Consider the following 18036-nt stretch of genomic DNA (forward strand, 5'->3'; position numbering starts at 1 on the left):
CGGGAGGGGCGAGGGGAGAACTCAGAGGTATTTGGTGATGGTGCCGGAGAGGGTGTTCTTCGGCACGGCACCAACGACGGTGTCGACTTTCACACCACCCTTGAAGACCATCAGGGTGGGAATGCTGCGAATGCCGTACTGGCTGGCGACGTTGGGGTTTTCGTCGGTGTTGAGCTTGAAGACCTTGATGCGGCCTTCGAATTCCTTGGCGATTTCATCGACGATCGGGGCGACCATGCGGCAGGGTCCACACCAGGGAGCCCAGAAATCCACCAGCACGGGCACATCACTCTTGAGCACATCAAGCTCAAAAGAGGCGTCGGTGACGGCAGTGGCGCTGGACATTCGAGGGAGGGACAAGGTTTTGCCAATGTAGCAACGGCCTTGGCATCATTCCCGGGACCGCCACCGAACGTTGGAAGAGAAAATGCCCGGACGCGCCGGGCGGGGTGGTGTGAGGAGTGTGCGAGCCGTAGCCCCCACGGCACGAGACTAGCCCCCGTCTCGGCCTGTCCAGCGGCGTCTCATTGCTGGAAAACCGCCGGAAAGTCCGCAGCGAATCGGGCAATGCGAAAGGGCTCTACTTGCCCATGCCCAGCTGCTGGGCCTTCTGGTACACCTTGCCTTCGGTGAGCAGGGAAGGGGCGACCACCACCTCCACCTGCTGCATCTCACGCAGGGTGCGGGCGCCCAGGGTGCCCATCGATGTCTTGAGCGCGCCCAGCAGATTCTGGGTGCCGTCATCGAGGCTGGCGGGGCCACGCAGGATCTTCTCGAGGCTGCCCGTGGTGCCGACGCTGATGCGGGTGCCGCGGGGCAGCACCGGGCTCGGTGTGGCCATGCCCCAATGAAAGCCGCGGCCCGGTGCTTCGGCCGCCCTCGCGATCGGCGAGCCGATCATCACGGCATCCGCTCCGCAGGCGATGCACTTGCAGATGTCACCACCCGTGACGATGCCGCCGTCGGCGATCACCGGCACACGGCGCCCGGTTTCCCGCTCGTAATCGTCGCGGGCGGCGGCGCAGTCGGCGACAGCGGTGGCCTGGGGGATGCCCACCCCGAGCACCCCGCGGGAGGTGCAGGCGGCACCGGGGCCGATGCCCACCAGCACCCCGGAAGCACCGGCGCGCATCAGCTCCAGGGCCACGTCGTAGGTGACGCAGTTGCCGATCACCACCGGCACGCCCATATCGCGGCAGAGGGTGGCGAGATCGAGCCGCTCGCGGCCCTCCGGGCCGATGTGCTCGGTGGACACCACCGTGGCCTGCACGAAGAAGAGATCAGCACCGGCTTCCGCCACTGCCTTGCCGAAGCGCAGCGCTGCCGCAGGGGTGGCACTGACTGCGGCGATACCGCCCTGTTCGCGGATCTCGGCGATGCGCCGACGGATCAGCTCTTCCTGCACGGGCTGGCTGTACAGCTCCTGCATCAGGGGAACGAAATCCTCTTTGCCCACCGCCGCAATGCGGTCGAGCGCAGGGTTGGGGTCTTCGTAGCGGGTCTGGACGCCTTCGAGGTTGAGCACCCCCAGTGAGCCGAGGCGGGAGAGCTCAACGGCCATCGCCACATCCACCACCCCGTCCATCGCGCTGGCGATGATCGGAATCTCGCGGTCGATGCCTCCGAGGCTCCAGCGGCTGTCGGTGACCTCCGGGTCAACCGTGCGACCTCCGGGAACCAGAGCGATCTCGTCGATCCCGTAGGCACGACGGACGGTGCGCTTCCCGCCTAACTGAATGGTCACCGGTGGATGGTCGTCGCAGTCGGGCCAAGCTATCAACAGGCCTGTCAGCCTCCCGATCCGGCACGGCCCAACCCGACGGGCGGCCTCATTCGTTGCCGCGGAATGCCCGCCAACGCTGCTCCAGCGATGCGATCAGTTCCTGACGGTCGCTGCTGCGCACCAGACGGGTGGCCGCAAAGCGGCTCAGCCAGATCACCCCGGCCAGCTCCAGAAGACCCGGCAGCAGGGGCAGGCTGTCGATCGCGCCGATCACGGCGCCGTAGAGGCGCAGCACCAGCACCAGGGCAAGCGCCAGAGCAACCGCACGCAAGGGCCCCTGGTACTGCACCAGCATCTGCTGGAGGCGTCCGCTGCCGATCCATTCGCGCAGCTTGGCCAGCAGCAGGTCCCATTCGCCACCGCCCTCAGCGGTGTCCGGTGCAGCCGGTACGTGCACGGTGGCCGCCACAGCGGGTTCAGGGGTGGGGGCTGGTGCGGGGGCTGGCTTGGGCTCCGGCAGGAGCTCGGCGGGCGTGGCAGGCGGTTCGGCAGAGGCTTGACCACCTGCTCCAGTAGGTGCTGCAGCAAACGCGGCAGCGTTCACCGGGTCTGCAGCTGGCGACGCATCAACCGGAGCCGGCTGGGAGCCAACCTCCGAATCCACGGGCGCGCCCGTGGGCAGGAGAGGAGAGACTTCAGCTTCCACTGCCGCCACAGGCTGGGTCAGCGGTTCAGGCTGCAGCATCGGCTCCGGGGCCGAGTGCCACATGGGCGCGGCATCAGCATCCACGCCAACGACAGCGGCGGGGTCAGCCGGGGGCAGATCAGCGGGGTCGGCAACGCCGTGCTCCCCGCTGGAGGGCATGGGAGCGGCGACCTCCCCGACGGGCTCGTGCGCCGGCGGTTGCTCACCGGGAAGGAACGGCGCGTTGGAGGAAGCGGAAGGCTCGGTCATCGACTGCCAGAAAAACCGCACCGGGAGCCTACGGCGCTTCCGGCAGGGCGAGGCCTCGCTTCGGCAGACCGTTGCAGCGGGCCGGCACAACAGCCCCTGGCAGGGCGATCAGCCCTCCAGAGGGATCAGGCCCGGGCGCGCCGACAGCGGCTCCAGCGGGCCGCGCAGCGGGAAGCGTCCCTGCCGCAGCAGCTCGATCAAGCAGGTGCCGATCTCCCGGGCCAGGCGCGGGCTGTGGGCCGGCGCGCAGGGGATGCGGCGACCATCCACCTGGATCTTGCCCGCCAGCAAGTGGCTGTAGGGCACAAAACCGAACCCGGGGCGGATACGGCGCGGGATCGAGAAATCGAGCACGGGCGCTTCCAGCTGGTCGTCGCCGATCGACGCCCGGTGGGCCATGGCGAGATCGAGCAGGGGCACGGGAACGGCGATCGGCACCATCAGGGCACTGCCGTGTCCCTCGAAGAAACAGGCGCGGATCCATTCGGGCCGCAGCCCGTGCAGGTCGACGCTCACGGCCGCGACCGCCCCGGGAGTGCGCGCATGCCCGCTGGGCAGCCGCCGCGTGCCGGGCTGATGCCCATGGCCGGCCCCGATCACCCAGCCCACCGCCCCCGCCACCAGCACGGGCGAGCCCGGACCGAGCCAGGCCAGTGAGGGCATGGTGAGCCCGATGCTGCTGCTGCCCGAACTGCTGTACAGGGCGTTGCCGTAGGGACCGAGCAAGGGTCCGTAAGGGCTGCGCACCACTCCCTCTGCGCTGCTCACCGCCACCACCCCGTTTTCGGCGATGGCGCGATGCAGGAGCAGGCGTGCTCCGCCCAGGCGCTCCAGCGAGAGGCGGCCCCGGTATTCGCGGCGCGGGTGGGAGGCGGTGGCCTCACCGGTGAGTGTCAGCTCCAGTTCGCGACCGGCCAGCAGGGCGTCCAGCACCTGAGCGCCCCCCTGGCGCAGCGGTTCGCCCAGCCCGCCGCCGATCGGCAGACACAGGCCCGCGGTGCCACCCGCCCCCTGGGCGAGCACCCCGTCGAGCCGGGCCTCACGGATGCGCAGAGGCGGATCCACCGGCCCGAGGCTGAGCTGCAACGTGGCCTGGTCGGTGAACTCCGCATTGGCGGCCACCACCACGTCGGTGGCGGCGTAGGCCGCTTCCAGGCCGCCTGTCGCCACCAGCACCCGGAAATCGGCGGCAGCAAGCACGCGCAGATCACCGCTGCGCTGGCGCTGCTGGAGATCGGCTTCGCTGCGGGGAGCCAGGGACATCGGTGGCCGGGTCAAGGCTGAGGAGGGCGTCGGAAACCGGAACCGAACAAGGCGGCTGGGCCTCGATTAAAGTGGCTCACGGATAAGTGGTGAGAGATGGCGGACCCAACAGGACCCGGCGAGTCCGACGGGCGGATCATCCAAACCGACCTGCGAAACGAAATGTCGCGCTCCTATCTGGAGTATGCGATGAGCGTGATCGTGGGCCGGGCGTTGCCCGATGCCCGCGATGGCCTCAAGCCGGTGCATCGACGCATTCTCTATGCGATGTACGAACTCGGCCTCACCAGCGACAGGCCTTACCGGAAATGCGCCCGTGTGGTGGGCGAAGTGCTCGGCAAATACCACCCCCACGGCGACACCGCCGTGTACGACGCCCTGGTGCGCATGGCCCAGGACTTCTCCATGCGCATGCCCCTGATTGATGGGCACGGCAACTTCGGTTCGGTCGACAACGACCCACCGGCGGCCATGCGGTACACGGAATCGCGGCTGCAGGCCCTTACCACTGACAGCCTGCTGGAGGACATCGAGGCGGAAACGGTCGATTTCATCGACAACTTCGATGGATCACAGCAGGAACCCACCGTGATGCCGGCGCGGGTTCCTCATCTGCTGCTCAATGGGTCCTCAGGGATCGCGGTGGGCATGGCCACCAACATTCCGCCCCACAACCTCACGGAATTGATCGATGGGCTGCTGGCCCTGATCGACAATCCCGAGGTGGACGATCGCTCGCTGATGGCGATCATTCCCGGCCCGGATTTCCCCACCGGCGGCCAGATTCTCGGCCGCAGCGGAATCCGTGAAACCTATCTCACGGGCCGAGGATCGATCACCATGCGCGGTGTCGCGGCGATCGAAACCCTTGAAGTCCCCGGTCGGCCAGATCGGGATGCGGTGATCATCACTGAGCTTCCTTATCAAACCAACAAGGCGGCGATGATCGAGCGCATCGCCGAGATGGTGAACGACAAGAAGCTCGAAGGAATCTCTGACATCCGCGACGAAAGTGATCGCGATGGCATGCGCATCGTGATCGAACTGCGGCGTGATGCCTATCCGCAGGTGGTGCTGAACAACCTGTTCAAGCTCACGCCGCTGCAGTGCAATTTCTCCGCTCACATGCTGGCGCTGGTGAATGGTGAGCCGATCCTGCTCACCCTGCGGCGGATGCTGCAGGTGTTCCTCGATTTCCGCATCGAAACGATCGAGCGGCGCACCCGTTATCTGCTGCGCAAGGCCGAAGAGCGCGACCACATCCTGCTGGGCCTGCTGCTGGCGCTCGAGCAGCTCGATCCGATCATCGCCCTGATCCGCGCCGCCGCCGACACCGCCACAGCACGGCAACAGCTGCAGGAGCGCCACGGCCTCAGCGAGATCCAGGCGGACGCCATCCTGCAGATGCAGCTGCGCCGGCTCACCGCGCTGGAAGCCGACAAGATCCGGCTCGAGCACGAGGATCTGGTGGCCAAGATCACCGACTACAAGGACATCCTTGGCCGGCGTGAACGGGTGCTGGGCCTGATCCGGGAGGAGATCGGCAAGATCCGCGCCCGCTACGACTCCCCCCGTCGCACCGAGATCCTCGATCTCGAAGGTGGCCTCGAGGACATCGACCTGATCGCCAACGAGCGCTCGGTGGTGTTGCTCACCGAAAACGGCTACCTCAAGCGCATGCCGGTGAGCGAATTCGAGGCCACCAGCCGCGGCACCCGTGGCAAGGCCGGCACCCGCAGCCAGGGAGAAGAAGCGGTGCGGCTGTTCATCAGTTGCAACGACCATGACACCCTTCTGCTGTTCAGCGACCGGGGCGTGGTGTATGCCGTGCCCGCCTATCGCATCCCGGTGGGCAGCCGCGCTGCCAAGGGAACCCCCGTGGTGCAGTTGCTGCCGATTCCACGGGAAGAGCAGATCACCACGCTGCTCGCGGTCAGCGCCTTCGAAGACAACGTGCAGCTGCTGATGCTCACCAGCGGCGGCTACATCAAGCGCACCCGTCTTTCGGCCTTCGCCAACATCCGCTCCAATGGCTTGATCGCTATCGGGCTGGAGGAAGGCGACGCCCTGCGCTGGGTGCGTCTGGCCCTGCCGGGCGACAGCGTGCTGATCGGCTCGCTCAGGGGCATGACGATCCACTTCCGCCTCACCGACGGGGAACTGCGTCCGCTGGGCCGCACCGCCCGCGGCGTGCGGGCGATGGCACTGCGCGCCGGCGACGAACTGGTGAGCATGGATGTGCTGCCGGCCGAGCTGGCCGACCGCATCGCCAGCAGCAGCGCGGAGGAGGACGGCGACGAAGCCGATGGGGATGCCGACGCCGAAGTGGCGGTGAGCGAAGGACCCTGGGTGCTGGTGGCCTCCGCCAGTGGCCTGGGCAAGCGGGTCCCGGTGAACCAGTTCCGCCTGCAGCGGCGCGCCGGTCTGGGGCTGCGCGCGATCAAGTTCCGTCGCGATGGTGATGTACTCGTGGGGCTCAAGGTGCTCGGCTCCGGCGAAGAGCTGATGCTGGTCAGCGAAAAGGGGGTGATCGTGCGGATGCCTTCCGACGCCATTCCGCAGCAGTCACGGGCCGCCACGGGGGTGAAGCTGCAGCGGCTCGATTCCGGCGACCGGCTCACGGAAGTGGTGCTGGTGCCGCCTGCCGCCGAAAACGACGGCAGCGAAACGCTGGAGCCTGTCAGCGACACCCTGGCCCTCACCGCCGAAAGCGTGGCGCCCACCGGCGAACCCATGGAACGCACCGATGCAGCCGCGGAACTGACCGGCGAGGAAGACAGCTGAGCGCCGACGCCCTGCTGATCGGCTCCGGCCCGGCCGCTCTGGCCATCGCCGCCGAACTGTGCCGCCAGGGGCTGGAGGTGGAGGCCCTGGCCGCCACCGATCCGCTCAGCCCCTGGCAGAACACCTATGGCATCTGGGGCCGTGAACTCGATGCCCTCGGCCTCGGCGATCTGCTCGGGCATCGCTGGTCGGATTGCGTGGCCGATTTCGGGGCGGGCCCCCTGGCCCTGCATCACGACTACGGCCTCTTCGATCGCCAGCGGCTGCAGCGGCACTGGCTCGAGGCCTGCGCCGGACAACTCCGCTGGCATCGCGGCCAGGCGACGGCCATCCGCCATGAGTCCCACAGCTCGGTGGTCACCACCGCCGAGGGCACCAGCCTGACGGCCCGGCTGGTGGTGGATGCCAGTGGCCATGCGCCGGTGTTCGTCCGCCGCCCCGAGCGCGGCCCGGTCGCCCAGCAGGCCGCCTTCGGCCTCGTGGGCCGCTTCTCCGCCGACCCTGTGGCGGAAGGGCAGTTCGTGCTGATGGATTACCGCAACGATCACCTCAAGGCAGAGGAGCGGCTGGAGCCGCCCACCTTCCTCTACGCGATGGACCTGGGGCAGGGGGAGTTCTTCGTGGAGGAAACCTCCCTCGCCCTCGCCCCGCCGCTCTCGTTCGGCCTGCTGGAGCGGCGTCTGCACCAACGGCTGGCCCACCGGGGCATCCGGGTGGAGCAGGTGCGGGAAACGGAGCGTTGCCTGTTCCCGATGACTCTGCCGCTGCCGGATCTGACCCAGCAGGTGGTGGGTTTCGGTGGGGCCGCCAGCATGGTGCACCCTGCCTCGGGCTACATGGTGGGGGGGCTGCTGCGCCGCGCCCCCGGCCTGGCGGCCGCGATTGCCGCCGGCCTGGCCAACCAGACCACCTCCTCACGCGAAGTGGCGCAGCAGGCCTGGCAGACGCTCTGGTCTGCCGAGCTGGTGCGCAAGCAGGCGATCTACCGTTTCGGGCTCGAAAAGCTGATGCGCTTCTCGCACGCGGAGCTCTGCCACTTCTTCGACACCTTCTTCCATCTGCCCCAGCCGCAGTGGACCGGTTTTCTGGCCAACACCCTCACCGTGCCGCAGCTGGTGCAGGCGATGCTGGGCCTGTTCGGGCAGGCCCCCAGCGATGTTCGGCTCGGCCTGATGCTGCCGCAGGGCAAGGAGCTCGCCCTGGCCTGGCGGGCGCTGGCGGGCTGAAACTGCTGGGCTGACACTCCCGAGCCGAGACTTTGGACTGACCCTGACGGGATCAGCGGAACACCAGCACTGGCTGCTTGGCCTGGGCGAGCACGCGCTGCGTCTGACTGCCGATCAGCAGCCCGGTGAGGCCGCGCCGCCCATGCGAGGCCATGAAGATCAGGTCACAGCCGTGGCGGTCCGCCGCCGCCAGGATCGCCTCCGACGGCGAGTCGTTGACCACGCTTTCGCTTGCCGCCTCCACGCCTTCCTCTGCGGCGAGGCTCATCACCTCCGCCAGGGCCCGCTGGGAAGCCTCCCTGCCCACGTCCTCGATTTCCTGCAGGGTGCTGGGCTGGATCCATTCACCGGCGCCGTAGGTGAGCCCAAGCGGCGCATTGGCCCGCACGTTGAGGACGGTGAGGCGGGCTCCGGCCTCACGGGCGAAACGGCAGGCGGCAGCAGCGGCGGCCAGCGAAAGCCGGGAGCCGTCGGTGGGAACGAGCAGATGCTGAAACATGGCCAAACTCCACGCAGAGCGGAACGGCTCCGCTCTGATTCGAGCACGGGTTGTGGGCCCTGGTCAGTGGGCTGCGGGCTGTGCGTTCTGGCCTCTGAGCTGCGAGCGCTAGCCCTCGGGCGGCGGTGCGGGCTGTCGGCTGTGTTCTGCGAGCCTCGGGCCGTTGGCCGGGCTAACGCGGCGGCCGTGTGGCCCAGTCGGCGGCGTTGATGAGCGGGAACAGCGGATCTTCCCGTTCCACCGCCGCCAGCCAGCCACCGGGGGGATCGTTGCCGCTGTCGATCGCCGCCAGCAGGCGCCAGAAGCGATCCAGGTGCGTGCGGATCCGCTCCTTCGCCAGTTCGGTGGTGGTGCCGGCCCTGAGAATGAAGCTCCAGTCGGAGGACTGGGCCAGCAGCAGCTCACGGCCCGCCTGGTTGAGGCGCTGGAGCTGGGAGGCACTGCCCACCCCCCGGTTCACCCGCTCCACCATGGCCGCCGAGGCCCGGTTCCACTCGGGCACCACCCAGGCATTGCTTTCGTTGAGCCAGTAGTGGTGGTACCCCCCCTGGCCCCAGCTGGAGGGAGAGGGGCGGCAGATCTGCAGCCCGTCTCCGCGGCGCAGCACATCGCGCAGGGTGGTGAAACCGATGCCGAGGGCAGGCGCCTGCAGGAAAAGCTGGGCCAGGAAGCGGGGCCCCTCGTACCACCAGTGGCCGAACAGCTCCGCATCGAACGGCGCCACCAGCAGCGGTGGCCGGTCCATGGCGCTGCTCAGATGGTCAAGCTCCCCGGCGCGCCCGCGCAGATAGGTGGCGGCGTGCTCATCGGCCCGCTGCTCGGCCGGCCCCGGCAGGTAGGGCAGCTTCCGCTCCAGTGGCGTGCCCCTGGCGGACACCCGGTGCAGCTTGAGACCGAGCGGCCGGGGGGTCTCGATTCCCACCGCAGTGAGGGCCTCGCTGGAGAGATCCCAGCCCAGATCCCGGTGGAATTCCCGGTAGGCGCCATCGCCTGGGTACCCCTCCGAGGCCGACCACACCGGCAGGGTGGAAGCCCCATCACGGGCGAAGAAGGCCACCCCGGCGGGCGAACAGATCGGGGCATACACGCCATAGCGCGGACGGGGCAGGGCGTGCAGCAGCCCATGGGCATCGAGCACCGCGTAGCGCAGACCGCAGGCCACCAGCTGCTGATCGAGCCCTTCGAAGTAGGCGCACTCCGGCAGCCAGATCCCCTGCGGGCGTGCGCCCAGCAGCCGCTCATGTTCCCGGATGGCGGTGAGCAGCTGGGCTCGCACCGCCTCGGGGGTGGCCCGCAGCAGCGGCAGGTAGCCGTGGGTGGCGGCACAGGTGAGCAGGTCGACCACGCCCAGCTGCCAGAGCCGCTGGAAACGAGCCAGCAGATCACCGCCGCAGGCCTGCCACTGCTGGCGTGTGTGGGTGAGCTGGGCCTCCAGAGCCTCGGCCGCCTCCAGATGCGGGGGAAGCGCCAGTGGCAACAACGCCAGGCGTTGATCAATCCAGGCGGGGAAACGGGCCTGCAGGTCAGGCGCGCTCAGCAGCGACAGAAGCGTGGGGGAAAGGCCGAGGGTGAGACGGGGCGCCTGGGCGGGATCCTCAGAGGCAGCTTCGAGCAACTCGAGCAGCGGCAGGTAGCTCTCCAGCAGTGCCTGAAAGAACCAGTCTTCCTCCAGCGAGCCGGGCTGGCTGCTGCGGACGTATGGGAGATGGGCATGGAGGACCAGGGCCAGTTCGCCTGTGGCCATTGCCATTCCAGCCGTTCACGGGAGTGTACGGGGACGGTTCCACCACGACGCCCTCCGCCACGAGCTTCGCCATGAAAATGGTCAGCGGCACGGCCGGGGTCGGGGTCGGCAGGGACACAGCTGGCAGAGGGTGGTCTCTACAGTTTTTGTTTAACGAAACGAGTGATGCGTCGCTGTCTGGCAGTTGACGGGCACGGCATGTTCTACGCCCAGCAGAAGCTCGGCTGGTTCTTCGATCCACGCCGCCTGCTGGAGCTGGCCGCGGAAGGCGTCACGGATCTTGGCAGCGCCTTCTGGTACACGGGGCTGAAGGATCCCACTGACCAACGCCCCTTCCGGGACGCACTCACCAGCCTGGGCTTCACCGTGCGAACCAAACCGCTGCGGGAGTTCGGCACCGACCCCGACCAGCGGCAGTTCGCCCGCGCCAACCTTGATGTGGAGATCTGCCTCGACCTGATGGCCGTGGCCCACCGCACCGATGAGCTGTGGCTGATGAGCGGAAGCCGCGACCTTGAACGGCTGGTGGAGATGCTCCGCACCCAAGGCCTGAAGATCACCTTGATCAACGCCGATGGCATGGTGCCGCGCGAGCTGCGCAATGCGGTGGATCGCTTCATCGACCTGGGCAAGCTCAAACCCCAGCTCGAGAAGATGGAAGCCGTCCAGGCACCTGTGTTCCAGCGCAGCATCCCGGAGGCTTCTCCGCGATCAGAACCGGTGCGCCACCAGGTGATCCGCCCGGATGCTGCCTCCCTTGAGCCCTCACCTCGGGAAGTGGTGATCGGACCCTCGGTCTAGGATCCCCTCTAACACGTACTCACTTCGACCTGCAGCGGCCATGGCCAAGGATCCCGGCCGGGTTCTGATTTTTGACACCACCCTGCGGGATGGTGAGCAATCGCCGGGGGCCAGCCTCAACCTCGAGGAAAAGGTGGCCATCGCCCAACAGCTGGCGCGCCTACGGGTCGACATCATCGAAGCGGGCTTCCCCTTCGCCAGCACGGGCGATTTCAACGCCGTGCACCGCATCGCCGAAACCGTCGGCACTTCCGACGGCCCGGTGATCTGCGGGCTTGCCCGGGCCACGCGCGGCGACATCAAGGCCTGCGCGGATGCGGTGGCGCCGGCGGCGCGGCGGCGCATCCACACCTTCATCGCCACCAGCGACATCCACCTGGAGCACAAGCTGCGCAAGAGCCGGCCCGAGGTCGTGGAAATCGCCGCCGAGATGGTGGCCTATGCCCGCTCCCTGGTGGAGGACGTGGAGTTCTCCTGCGAAGACGCCGGCCGCAGCGACCCGGAGTTCCTCTACGAAGTGATCGAAGCCGCCATAGCCGCCGGGGCCACCACGATCAACATCCCCGACACCGTGGGCTATGCCACTCCGGCGGAATTCGGTGCCCTGATCGCCGGCATTGATCGCCACGTTCCCAACATCGCTCAGGCGGTGATCTCTGTGCACGGCCACAACGACCTGGGGCTGGCCGTGGCCAATTTCCTTGAGGCGGTCAAGAACGGCGCCCGCCAGCTCGAATGCACGATCAACGGCATCGGTGAACGGGCCGGCAATGCTTCACTCGAGGAACTGGTGATGGCGCTGCATGTGCGCCGCGCCTACTTCAACCCCTTCCTCGGCCACGACCCCGCCAGCACCGAGCCGCTCACGGGCGTGCGCACCGAGGAGATCGCCAAGACCTCCCGGCTGGTGTCCAACCTCACCGGAATGGCGGTGCAACCCAACAAGGCGATCGTGGGGGCCAACGCCTTCGCGCACGAATCCGGCATCCACCAGGACGGTGTTCTCAAGAACCGCCTCACCTACGAAATCATCGACGCCCGCACGATCGGTCTGAGCAGCACCCGGCTGTCGCTCGGCAAGCTGAGCGGCCGCAGTGCCTTCCGCGCCCGGCTGGAGGAGCTCGGCTACGGCCTCGAGCGCGAAGACCTCGACGACGCCTTCGCCCGCTTCAAGGAGCTGGCCGACCGCAAGCGCGAGATCACCGACCGGGATCTTGAGGCGATCGTCAGCGAGCAGGCCCAGCAGCCTGACGCCCAGTACACGCTGAAGTTGGTGCAGGTGAGCACCGGCACCAACCTGCAGCCCACCGCCACGGTCACCCTGGTGACGGCCGATGGCGCCGAGCTCACCGGCGCCGCCATCGGCACAGGCCCGGTGGACGCGGTCTGCCAGGCGCTCAATGCGCTGGCACGCGTGCCCAACGAGCTGGTGGAGTTCAGCGTCAAATCGGTCACCGAGGGCATCGATGCGATGGGGGAGGTCACCATCCGGCTGCGCCACCAAGGGGTGCTCTATTCCGGCCACGCCGCCGACACCGACATCGTGGTGGCTGCCGCCCAGGCCTTCATCCACGCGCTCAACCGGCTGGTGCAGGGCACCGAACGGCTGCCTCTGCACCCCCAGCGCGCACCGCTGCCGGTGGCGGAACGCCCCCGACTGTGAGCCGCTCTCCCCGCAGGCTGCAGCCCCAGCGGAGCGCGGGGCTGCCGTGGCTGCCGGCCCTGCAGCTGGGGCTGCTGCTGCTGGTGGCCCTGATGGTGCTGGTGCCCCTGCTGTGGCTGGTCAGCACGTCCTTGAAGGGTCCGGCCGAAGACATCTTCGCCTCGCCGCCGTCGTTGTTTCCAGCCCAGCCCAGCCTGACCGCCTATGGGCGCCTGTTCGCTGAACATCCGCTGGGCCTTTACCTGTTCAACAGCACGGTGGTGAGCCTGCTGGCAGTGGTGGGTAACCTGCTGTTCTGCTCCCTGGCGGCCTACCCGCTGGCGCGGATGCGCTTCGCCGGCCGTGGCCTGGTGCTGGCGCTGGTGGTGGCCACGATCCTGATTCCGTTCCAGGTGGTGATGATCCCGCTCTACCTGTTGATGGTGCAGCTGGGCCTGCGCAACACCCTGCTTGCCTTGATCATTCCCCAGGCCGCCACCGCCTTCGGCATCTTTCTGCTGCGGCAAAGCTTCATCGGAGTGCCCGTGGAGCTGGAAGAGGCCGCCCGCATCGACGGCTGCACGCCGCTGGGTGAATGGTGGAACGTGATGATTCCCGCGGCCCGGGCCGATCTGATCACCCTGGCGATGTTCGTGTTCATCGGCACTTGGAGTGATTTTCTCTGGCCCTTGATCATCCTCGATGATCCTAATCTCTATACACTGCCGCTCGGATTGCAGCAGCTTGCCAGCAGCTTCTCCCTCGACTGGCGGCTTGTGGCTGCGGGTTCAGTGGTGTCGATCCTGCCAGTTTTGGTGTTGTTCATTGCGCTTCAGCGTTATATCCTTCCTAGCTCCAGCGGCGATGGTGTGAAGGGTTGAATCCAGCGCTCGCTTTTCCGGCACTTGCTGTCCCTTCGCTCACGATTACGGCGCTCAAAATTCGATCCCCCACCGTCCCCGGTCGCCAGGATCCCAGCGCCTAGACCTGTAGCCTGCCGGTGCGCCATTGATCGATCACGGGAACCTCGATGCAGACCGGACTGATTCTGCAGAATCTGCTCTCTCCGCCGGTTCTTTTCTTCGCCCTTGGGGTGATTGCGGTGCTGGTGCGATCGGATCTGGAGATTCCCGCCCCCCTGCCCAAGCTCTTCTCGCTGTATTTGCTGCTGGCGATCGGCTTCAAAGGAGGGGTGGAGCTGCAACACAGCGGCCTGGGCGTGCAGGTGATCGCCACGATCGCCGCCGCTGTGGTGATGTCGGCCGTGGTGCCGCTCTACAGCTTCCTGGTGCTCAGGCGGCAGTTCGACGCCTCCAATGCGGCCGCTGTGGCCGCCACCTACGGCTCGATCAGCGCCGTCACCTTCATCACCGCCGAAACTTTTCTGGTGGTGTCTGACATCCCCCATGACGGCTTCATGGTGGCGGCCCTGGCGCTGATGGAATCACCGGCCATCATCGTGGGGTTGCTGTTGGTGAAACTCACCAGTCATCAACGCCACGCCGGCGGCATCGGCACGGGCGTGGCCTGGGGCAGCTTGCTGCATGAAGCCTTCCTGAACAGTTCGGTGCTGCTGTTGATCGGCAGTCTGGTGATCGGCCTGCTGGTGGCGGCCTTCAGCCCCTTGGGGGTGGAAACAATGGAGCCCTTCACCGGCAAGCTGTTTTACGGCGCCCTCAGCTTCTTTCTGCTCGACATGGGCATCGTGGCGGCACAGCGGCTCGGCGATCTGCGGCGTGCCGGCAGCTACCTGATCGCCTTCGCCGTGCTGATGCCGCTCTTCAATGCCGCGGTGGGCCTGCTGCTGTCCCGTTGGCTGGGCCTGCCGCAGGGAAATGCGCTGCTGTTCATGGTGCTGTGCGCCAGCGCCTCCTACATCGCCGTTCCCGCCGCCATGCGGATGACGGTGCCGGAAGCAAACCCAAGCCTCTACATCTCCAGCGCCCTGGGTGTCACCTTCCCCTTCAACATCGTCGTGGGGATCCCGCTTTACTTGGCGGTGGTGCAGCGCTTCATCCCACTCGTGGTGCAGCCGTGAGAAGCCTCAGACAGGTGCACGGTGCAGGCAGCGCTCGCAGGGGCCTTCAGGCAAGACAGCGCAGCGCAGCAGCGGGGAGCGGGCATTGAAGCGGCAGCTGGGGTCGCCGATCACCCAGTGGTTGTTCCACCAGGTGGCATCCGCCGGTTGCCGTTGTGGTTTGACCTGCAGCGCCACCTCGGTGAGCTCGTAGCGTCCGTTGCGGAGCTGGTAGCGGTGGTGGCGTTGCAGCACCAGAAACGAACGCTGACCCCGCTCGATCCAACGGCCCGGCTGGGGCACCTCGCCCAGGTGGGCCACCTCAAAGCGTTCCAGCAACCGCTCGGTGCCGGCCTGGCGCAGATCCACGTGCAGGGGCGTCAGGGGCTGACCTCCCCGGTCTGCTGCTCACTGCGCTGCGAGAAGCCCCAGACGAACAGGCAGGCCACCACAAGCAGCAGCGCCCATTCGGGGGGGACGATCTGGGGCAGGGCCAGGCGCAGCAGCAGGCGAACCCCCACCAGACCCACGGCCAGATAGCCGGCCCGCTCCAGATGCCGGTACTCCTCCAACCAGCGGATGAACAGACCGGCCGTGAGGCGCAGGGCCACCACACCGATCACGCCGCCGGTCATCACCAGCCAGAGCCGGTCGCTGACCGCCACCGCCGCCGCGACGCTATCGAGCGAGAAGGCCAGATCGGTGACCGCCAGCGTGGCCACCACGGACCCCAGGGTCTGACCGTGGAGCCGCTGGACCGCCGGTTCCACGTGGCTGATAGCTGCAGCGCCTGCCGCTTCACCGCCGGCCTCGCTGGATCCGGCCAGGTTGGTGATGCACAGCCAGAGCAGGTAGACCGCCGCCAGCAACTGCAGCGGCCAGAAGACCAGCACCCAGCGAGCCGCCACGATCAGGGCCATCCGGAACACCAAGGCCAGCAGCAGGCCGAGGTTGAGGGCGCGCCGCTGGCGGGCCGGATCGTCGAGGTGACGCGCGATGGCGGCCAAGGCGATGGCGTTGTCCGCGGAGAGCACGGCCTCCATCGCCACCAGCAGGGGAAGCAGCAGCAGAATCTCCCCCCACTGGTCTGCCGATTGCAGCAGCGGTGTGAGTGACTCGATCGACTCCGCTTCCATAGGCAGTGGCGGCGCGCGAATCGGTCACTCTAGGAAAGCCAAACCAAGCGCGAGCCGGGATGCAGCTGCAGGCGGAACTGGTGCACGCCGAACCCGGACAGCGGGTGGTGAAGGTGAGCGCCTGGGACCAGGGAGCCCTGATCGGCAGCGCTCTGGGCGAGGCCGCCACGGCGGAACTGGCGGAAGACCGCGCCATCGAGCGCCTGCAGAGGCGATGGTCCCCAAGCGGCGCCGCTGCCCTCGCCAGGCCGGAGCCGGTGGGTGCGGCGAAGGCACCACCCCAGAAGCCAGCCATCAGCGCGGTTGAGGCAGAGCAGCCGCTGTTGGCGCTGAGCCGTGGGGGTGCGCCGGCGCAGGCGGCAGTGATGCCTGTGGTTTCGCAAGCTCCGCTTCCAGCGCCACCCGCACAGGTTCTTGGGCCCATGGAGACGTCCCCGGCACCCGATCAGGCTTGCGCCTCGCCGGCCACACCAGCAGCGCCAGCCCGTGCCTCTGCGGCGCCCACGCCCCAGGGCCTTTCCCCATCGGAGCCGGAGGTCACAGCCGATCCCGAAGACTGGAGCGATGAACTGGCGCAGGTAGAGCTGGAACTCAAGCGACTGGGATGGGGCCGGGAGGAGGAAGCGGCGTACCTGGCGCGGGCCTTCAACCATCCGAGCCGCAGCCGCCTGGTGCGCTACCTGGATCTGATGGGCTATCTGAATGCCCTGCAGCAACTGGCACCCGGCAGCAGGCCGGAGCAGGCCGCCACACCCCTGCGTCGCCGCGACCTGCTGGATCAGAGCGACCAGCTGCTCGGCCAGCTGCAGTGGGGAGCGGCAGAGGGGCGCGTCTTCCTGGAGCGGCATTTTCAGCTCAACAGCCGCCAGCAGCTCAATGATCAGCAGCTGCTGCAGTTCAACATGCTGCTGGAAGATCAACTGGCCACCAGAGCATGAACGCCTAACCCGGTCCGTCGATAGGCACGGGCACGCCGCGGCCCCGCAGTGCTGCGGGCTCTGGATTCCAGAGATACAGCGAGCGGAGGCCGGCGCTCGAGATGACAAAGCGCTTGTCATGAGGCACTCTCGCCTGGCGGGTCGCTAGCGGGAGAACGCTCCTGCGGATGGGCTCGGTTGCACGGGCTTCACCTTGAACACCGTTCCCGTGCCGGCCCCCTTGCCGGTCCTGGGCGCAGGCATCGCCTTCGGCTGGAGCCAGACCATCAGGCGGCGCCTCAGCTCCAGTTCCCGGCGATACTCCCTGTTGGCAGGAGCCAGAGCGCCACTGCAGTGGGTGCCCCGCTGCAGTGCGGGTCCCTTCCAACTGAATCCAGAGTCCGCTGCCCCAAGCTCGGTGAAACCGCTGCCTGCCGCTCAGCTGGGCCAGGCAGTTGACCAACCCACCGGTGGGCGGCATTCCTGGCTGATCAGGCCGGCCCCCTTCTCCAGCTGGTCCTGATGGGCATAGGCCTCCTGCTCGAGCTGGCGCTCCAGGGGCGAGAGATTGGCGTAGATCGGGTCGTTGAGCTGCCCCTGGGCCTGGGGCCTGGCGGTAATGGAGAGCCCAAGCTGCTTGGGCGGGGCCGACACCCCCCCGCGGCGGCAGCTCTGCGCCACATGGATGGCCTCATGGTTCAGCACCAGGGCGAAGGTGGCACTTCCCTGGTCCACCACCTCCGGCTTGATGCGGATTGTGCGGGCGGCAGGGTCCCACTCACCGGCGGCGCCGGCCTTGCGGGGCGGGCCCAGCACCACCCGTACCCCCACCCGCTGCAGCTGATCGAGCAGATCGCGGATCGCCTGCCGCTCGCGCTCGAAGCGCGGCGGATCGAGCATCAGCGCGCGGATCTGCTCGATCGAGAGCTTGGGGTCTCCCTCGCGGCGGCGGTAGCGGTAACGCACACCGCCGTCAGGCAGCACCTCGGCCTGCGGCTGCCAGTCGACATCGGCCTGCTCCAGCCGCGCCATCAGATCGCCAGCCATGAAGGCATCAAGGGCCACATCGCCCGGCCGCAGGGGGGCCGGGGGCCGGGCGAACAGCGTGTCCGACACCTGAAACGGCAGCGCTTCCAGAGCGCCGAGGGTTTCGCCCCTGCGCTCGGGCGGCGCCACCGCCAGGCCCGCCAGCAGCAGACCAGCGGCCAACAGCGTCAGCGGCAGCACGGGAGCGCCCGATCCACGCGGGGGATGGTGCCGGCTCACTCCCAGAGATCAACGTGACCTTCATGATGGTCGATCTGCACCACCAAAGCAGCGGCAGGAGTG

At 67.7% G+C, this 18036-nt stretch carries 16 protein-coding genes; 7 read left to right on the top strand and 9 right to left on the bottom strand.

The features are described from left to right. Nucleotides 1-21 precede the first annotated feature (21 nt). The 4 genes from trxA to KQ303_RS01375 all read right to left on the bottom strand — a co-directional run bounded on the left by trxA (nt 22) and on the right by KQ303_RS01375 (nt 3941). Complete coding sequence (gene trxA, locus KQ303_RS01360; protein ID WP_094510265.1) at nt 22-345, bottom strand: thioredoxin; 324 nt, start codon at nt 343-345, stop codon at nt 22-24. Nucleotides 346-580: 235 nt separating this feature from the next. Beyond that, nucleotides 581-1744 (bottom strand): GuaB3 family IMP dehydrogenase-related protein, encoded by a 1164-nt coding sequence (locus KQ303_RS01365; RefSeq protein ID WP_259728840.1) that lies wholly within the window; start codon nt 1742-1744, stop codon nt 581-583. Between the two features lie 85 nt (nt 1745-1829). Then, nucleotides 1830-2678 carry a CAAD domain-containing protein gene (locus KQ303_RS01370; protein ID WP_259728841.1) on the bottom strand — a complete coding sequence of 283 codons (849 nt, stop codon included), beginning with the start codon at nt 2676-2678 and terminating at the stop codon, nt 1830-1832. 108 nt (nt 2679-2786) lie between these two features. Beyond that, entirely contained in the window at nt 2787-3941 is a 1155-nt protein-coding gene (locus tag KQ303_RS01375; RefSeq protein WP_259728842.1) for a homocysteine biosynthesis protein, read from the bottom strand. 96 nt (nt 3942-4037) lie between these two features. Here KQ303_RS01375 and gyrA point away from each other — a divergent pair, with 96 nt between their 5' ends. Both gyrA and crtL read left to right on the top strand, forming a co-directional pair. Next, entirely contained in the window at nt 4038-6725 is a 2688-nt protein-coding gene (gene gyrA, locus KQ303_RS01380; RefSeq protein ID WP_259728843.1) for a DNA gyrase subunit A, read from the top strand. Then, complete coding sequence (gene crtL / locus KQ303_RS01385; RefSeq protein ID WP_259728922.1) at nt 6722-7951, top strand: lycopene beta cyclase; 1230 nt, start codon at nt 6722-6724, stop codon at nt 7949-7951. The genes gyrA and crtL overlap by 4 nt, the downstream gene beginning before the upstream one ends. Before the next feature lie 52 nt (nt 7952-8003). Here the strand turns inward: crtL and KQ303_RS01390 are convergent, their stop codons facing one another. Continuing rightward, nucleotides 8004-8450: a universal stress protein gene (locus tag KQ303_RS01390; RefSeq protein WP_094510259.1), complete on the bottom strand. Its 447-nt coding sequence runs from the start codon at nt 8448-8450 to the stop codon at nt 8004-8006. 172 nt (nt 8451-8622) lie between these two features. After that, nucleotides 8623-10194 carry a 1,4-alpha-glucan branching protein domain-containing protein gene (locus tag KQ303_RS01395; protein ID WP_259728923.1) on the bottom strand — a complete coding sequence of 524 codons (1572 nt, stop codon included), beginning with the start codon at nt 10192-10194 and terminating at the stop codon, nt 8623-8625. 165 nt (nt 10195-10359) lie between these two features. Between KQ303_RS01395 and KQ303_RS01400 the strand changes: the two genes are divergently transcribed. The 4 genes from KQ303_RS01400 to KQ303_RS01415 all read left to right on the top strand — a co-directional run bounded on the left by KQ303_RS01400 (nt 10360) and on the right by KQ303_RS01415 (nt 14675). Further along, nucleotides 10360-10995 carry an NYN domain-containing protein gene (locus KQ303_RS01400; protein WP_311134095.1) on the top strand — a complete coding sequence of 212 codons (636 nt, stop codon included), beginning with the start codon at nt 10360-10362 and terminating at the stop codon, nt 10993-10995. Between the two features lie 40 nt (nt 10996-11035). Then, the gene (locus KQ303_RS01405; RefSeq protein WP_259728844.1) at nt 11036-12658 is read left to right on the top strand and encodes a 2-isopropylmalate synthase; all 1623 of its coding nucleotides are present in this window, start codon (nt 11036-11038) and stop codon (nt 12656-12658) included. A 17-nt stretch (nt 12659-12675) separates the two neighbouring features. Beyond that, entirely contained in the window at nt 12676-13518 is an 843-nt protein-coding gene (locus KQ303_RS01410; RefSeq protein ID WP_259728924.1) for a carbohydrate ABC transporter permease, read from the top strand. A 149-nt stretch (nt 13519-13667) separates the two neighbouring features. Next, nucleotides 13668-14675: a sodium-dependent bicarbonate transport family permease gene (locus KQ303_RS01415; protein WP_259728845.1), complete on the top strand. Its 1008-nt coding sequence runs from the start codon at nt 13668-13670 to the stop codon at nt 14673-14675. Nucleotides 14676-14681: 6 nt separating this feature from the next. Here KQ303_RS01415 and KQ303_RS01420 read toward each other — a convergent pair whose 3' ends face one another. Both KQ303_RS01420 and KQ303_RS01425 read right to left on the bottom strand, forming a co-directional pair. Beyond that, nucleotides 14682-15029: a DUF6464 family protein gene (locus KQ303_RS01420; RefSeq protein ID WP_259728925.1), complete on the bottom strand. Its 348-nt coding sequence runs from the start codon at nt 15027-15029 to the stop codon at nt 14682-14684. A 5-nt stretch (nt 15030-15034) separates the two neighbouring features. Beyond that, nucleotides 15035-15790, bottom strand: a complete 756-nt coding sequence (locus KQ303_RS01425; RefSeq protein ID WP_094510253.1) for a TerC family protein — start codon at nt 15788-15790, stop codon at nt 15035-15037. Between the two features lie 59 nt (nt 15791-15849). Here KQ303_RS01425 and KQ303_RS01430 point away from each other — a divergent pair, with 59 nt between their 5' ends. Next, nucleotides 15850-16728, top strand: a complete 879-nt coding sequence (locus KQ303_RS01430; protein ID WP_259728846.1) for a hypothetical protein — start codon at nt 15850-15852, stop codon at nt 16726-16728. Between the two features lie 417 nt (nt 16729-17145). On the opposite strand, the gene KQ303_RS01435 is transcribed toward KQ303_RS01430, so the two are convergent. Further along, complete coding sequence (locus KQ303_RS01435) at nt 17146-17934, bottom strand: hypothetical protein (protein WP_259728847.1); 789 nt, start codon at nt 17932-17934, stop codon at nt 17146-17148. Nucleotides 17935-18036: the final 102 nt, after the last annotated feature.

Origin of the sequence: Synechococcus sp. CS-1333 (genome assembly GCF_025128015.1) — a bacterium.
Classification (GTDB): Bacteria; Cyanobacteriota; Cyanobacteriia; order PCC-6307; family Cyanobiaceae; genus MW101C3.